Annotated in this window: 4 protein-coding genes; all 4 read right to left on the bottom strand. The window is 60.2% G+C overall.

All coding sequences use genetic code 11. The annotated features are described in order from the left end of the window. Positions 1 to 310, bottom strand: a 310-nt coding sequence (locus AB4043_RS15985) for a 3-hydroxyacyl-CoA dehydrogenase NAD-binding domain-containing protein (protein ID WP_442307498.1), incomplete at its 3' end; no start/stop codon positions are given. After that, positions 311 to 493 (bottom strand): hypothetical protein, encoded by a 183-nt coding sequence (locus AB4043_RS15990; protein ID WP_263415879.1) that lies wholly within the window; start codon positions 491 to 493, stop codon positions 311 to 313. A gap of 41 nt (positions 494 to 534) precedes the next feature. Then, positions 535 to 2,091 carry a 4-alpha-glucanotransferase gene (malQ, locus tag AB4043_RS15995; RefSeq protein ID WP_442307499.1) on the bottom strand — a complete coding sequence of 519 codons (1,557 nt, stop codon included), beginning with the start codon at positions 2,089 to 2,091 and terminating at the stop codon, positions 535 to 537. Positions 2,092 to 2,204: 113 nt separating this feature from the next. Further along, entirely contained in the window at positions 2,205 to 4,157 is a 1,953-nt protein-coding gene (locus tag AB4043_RS16000; protein WP_442299208.1) for a peptidylprolyl isomerase, read from the bottom strand. Positions 4,158 to 4,423 lie beyond the last annotated feature (266 nt).

Raw genomic sequence — 4,423 nt, forward strand, 5'->3', positions numbered from 1 at the left:
GCGCATCGGTGGGCGTACAGATGACGGTCTTCGGGGGAGCCATGCGGTCGATCAGCGAGAAGATCTCGAGCTTCGACTCCAGCTCGTCAGGAACGAAATCAATGGCGATATCGGCCTCGCGCACCGCAGCCTCGACCGTGCTGGCCAGTTCGACATCAAGGCCAGCCTGCTCGATCTGCTCCCCGGCGCGGCGCAGCTTGTGGGGCATGACGTCTTCGAGCACCGTGGAAAAGCCGGCCCGGGCACACTCCAGGGCAAAACTGGGGCCCAGCCGGCCGGCACCAATAACGGCAACTCGTAGCGGAGGCATTTATTTTGCCTTGATGGCGGCCAGAACGGACTCGAAGCTCGGCTCCGACTTGGCGACGTGGTCCAGCAGACGCTGCCGCTCCTCGGCGTTCAGCGTCGGCAGCACAGCCAGAATCCGGCGCAGGGTAACAGCAATATCGTCGACATAGTTCATCGTGCGGATGGCTTCGCCGGACAGCGGCATAGGGTCACTTCTCCTGGTGAATCTTTCTCCACCAGAATACGTCAATCCTCGGTGCCTTGCTCTTCGGGCGGACCAAGAGCTTCAAGATCAGGATCAACCCAGCCATCGCGGTCCGTCATCTCCATCAGCACGGCGAGCTGACGGGCGAAGTCCGAATGCAGCGCATCGGACTCATACCGCCAGCTCCAGTTACCATCCGGCAGTGCCGGTGTGTTCATACGGGCGCTGCTGCCCAGGTGCAACACATCCTGCAGAGGCAAGATGCAGATGCGTGCGACGGATGCCTCTGCCGCCCGGATCATCGCCCACACCACCTGAGCCTCATGCGTGAAGGTTCCAAGATAGGTCTGCACGCCGAGGCGCTCCGCCTCACCCACGTTCTCAACCCACCAGCCCAGCGTCGTATTGTTGTCGTGCGTCCCGGTATAGACGACTGCGTTCTCTTCATACAGATGAGGCAGGTAGCTATGTGCTCCACGGTCACCGAAGCCGAACTGCAGAACCTTCATTCCCGGCATCTCGAACTTCATGCGCAGCTCGTCGACCTCCGGGGTAATCATTCCCAGATCCTCCGCGACGAACGGAAGCGTGCCCAGTTCATGGCGCAACGCGGCAAACAGTGCCTCGCCGGGAGCCTTGACCCACTGCYCGTTGATTGCCGTCTCATCGGCGGCGGGAACCGCCCAATAAGCCTCGAATCCGCGGAAATGATCCAGCCGGATCAGGTCATAGAGCTGCATGGCGCGACGCGCCCGGGCAACCCACCAGGAGAAGCCTGTCTGTCGCATCGCCTCCCAGTTGTAGAGAGGATTGCCCCACTTCTGCCCTGTCTCAGAGAAATAGTCCGGAGGAACACCGGCAACCTCGACCGGTCTGAGGTCGGCGTCGAGGGAGAACTGATCAGGGTGGATCCAGACGTCTGCACTGTCGTAGTTCACGAAGATGGCGACATCGCCCATCACCTTCACATCGCGTGCATGACAGTAGGCGAGCAGCTCCCCCCACTGCACTGCGAAGAAAAACTGGATAATCTGCTCGATTGCCAACTCACGCCCGTTCTCACGGAGCAGGTTTTCTAGCGCCTCCGGCTGCCGGGTCGCAAACTCCTTGGGCCAGTCGTTCCAGGAGGCATACCCAAAACGACGGCGCAGCACGGCATACATCACCCAGTCATTCAGCCAGTCCCGATGCTCTTCGCAAAAATGTTCAAAACGCCGCCACTCATCCCCCTTGGGAGCGTCCAGAAAGTTCTGAGCAGCTTCCACCAGCAACGCAAACTTCTCTGAGGCCGCGGCGAAGTTTACTGGGCCCTGGGCGGGGGGCAATCCCTGCAGCCGCTCGTGCGGCAGCCAGCCGCCGCTGGCCAGCTTCTCCAGACTGATCAGCAGTGGATTTCCCGCAAACGCAGACAAGGCCGCATACGGAGAATTTCCATAGCCAACTGGACTGAGCGGTAACACCTGCCACAACCGCTGCTTAGCGCTGTGCAAAAAATCGACGAAGGCAAAGGCCACAGGGCCCATGTCGCCGATACCACCCAGCGAAGGAAGCGATGTGAGATGAAGAAGAATTCCTGAGACTCTACGAGACCTGTCCACGCTCAATCTGATGCTCTCCCTCTTCATGATGCCGCTTTGCTGAGTGAAATCCCTAACAAAAGCGAAGGCCGGGAAATTCCCGGCCATTCGGATGTGTAAGAGCTGAAATCGGTTTACTGAAGTCCGGTCTGAGCCGCCTGTTTATTCAGTTTGATGGCGCCTGCCTTCTCATAGTCTTCCACCAGCTTGGTGACGTAGACCGAGAAGACCTCCTGGCGCTGCTGGTTCAGCATGGCATCGCGAGTGCGGGAGAAGTTCTTGGCAATCTCCTCCGCCGTGGGCTCCTGCTTTTCGACTACCGCCAGCACAATGCCATTGGGACCGGCATTGATGGGGCCTGAGACGCCGCCCTTGGGCAGATCGAAGGCTGCCGAAGCCGGGCCGCTCATGCTGCCTACGTCCGGAACACTCCCGGCTGCATCCACCAGATCGCTCGTCTTGACCGTGATCTTCTCCTCCGCCGCAGCCTTCTTCAGGTCGTTCAGCAGCTTGGCGCGATCGGCCAGAGCCTTCAGCTTCGCGTTCAGCAACTGGGGAACCTTATCGGCCTTATAGTCGTCGGCAACATGCGACTTCCAGTCAGCGAAAGCCGGCGCATGTGCCGCATGGATATCGTCAACCTGGAAGATAGCGAAACCTTCGCCGGTCGCCACCGAGACAGGAGCAGCACCCTTGGGGGTGGAGAAGGCCTTGCTCAGCATCGACGAGCCATCAGGAACGCCGGCGATCACACCGTCCGCACCCAGATAATCAGTCGTCTGTACCTTGAGACCGTGGGCCGCGGCAGCGCCAGCCAGTCCCTGCTTGGCAGCTTCCGCCGCAAGCTGGTTGGCAAAGTTCTGCATCGCGCCGCCCACCTTCTGCTGCTCCAGGATTGGGCGAATGGCGTCCTTCACCTCAGCGAGCGGCTTGGTGCGCTCATCCTGCTTCTCGGTCACCTGCAGGAAGTGGTAGCCGAACTGAGTCTTGAAGACATCTGAGGTCTGACCGACAGCTGTAGAGAACGACTGCTTCTCGAACTCGGGCACCATCTGTCCCTTGCGGACCATTCCCAGGTCGCCGCCACGTTCCTTGCTGCCCGGATCGTCAGAGTTCTCCTTCGCCAGCTTGGCAAAGTCGGCGCCGCCCTTCACCTGCTTCTGCAGGCTCTCGGCCTTGGCCTTGGCAGCGGCATCGGTCTTGGAGTCCGCGCCAGGAGCCACCGAGATAAGGATGTGACGTACCTTTACCTGCGGCTCAACCTTGTACTCGGCCAGGTGCTGGTTGTAGTAGCTCTGGATGTCGGCATCAGAGATTTGCGGACGTCCGCCCGGCAGGTTCGACACGTCGAAAGCCACGTAGCTTAGCTTGCGCGCCTCAGGAACCGCGGTGGCATAGCGGGCGGCATTGGTCTTGAAGAACGCCTCCAGCTCTGCATCGGTGGGGTTCAGGCTCTTCTTGATGTCGTCGGCGCTGATCAACGCGTAGTCGAACTTCACCTTCAGACCCTGCTTGCGGAACGCCTCGCGAACCGCATTGTCGCTGACGGTCACGCCGCCGGTGATCGTCGACTGCAGACGATCCAGCAGGAGGCTGTCACGCACGTCCTTCTCGAAGTCCGAAACCGAGATGCCCTGCGATGTGATGAGCTGCTTGTACTTCTCTTCCCCGATGAAGTTGCCTCCCGGGAAGAAGATCTGGGCGTAGCGGGTGCGAAGCTCGTTGCGAACATCGGCCTCAGTCACTTCCAGGTGCAGCCGCGCCGCTTCCTGCTTCAGAACCGCGCGCTGAATCAGACCCTGAGCCACACGCTGCGCCATAAACGGCAGAGCGAAGTCGGGCAGGCGCTGCGCCTGAAGCTGACGCTCCGCGATCGCGTTCACCTGGGTGGTGGGGATATCTTCGGCCTGGCTAAAGCGGCCAAAGACACCCGGCCGACGGACACTGGCATAGATCCCGCTGGTAGTCGCATCGTTGTCAAAGATGCCAGGGACCAGCGTAATGACCATGGTGACAACGGCAGCGCCGATGATGACGGCGAAGAGAGCTTTCGTGAGGCGATTGTCTTTCTGAAGAATGCGGATCATGCTTGGCGACTAAACCTTCACTTCACACGCGACCTCTCGTCTGAGGCGCATTGCCCGGGATTTGCTACGCRCCGTCAGTCGGCATTTGGCAGGGCAAGCTACAAGTATAAATCAGGAAAAGACGGCCCTCCGGCCCCCTCCCCTTTCAATACAACAGGCCGCTGGTTACCAGGCCTAGAACGATCGCCGCCACGTCTTCGGTCAGCGCCGCTGGCATATCTTTGCCATAGACCTCGGCCATCTTGCCCCGGGCCCACGCCCAGAAG

Origin of the sequence: Terriglobus sp. YAF25 (assembly GCF_052113305.1) — a bacterium.
Taxonomy (GTDB): domain Bacteria; phylum Acidobacteriota; class Terriglobia; order Terriglobales; family Acidobacteriaceae; genus Terriglobus.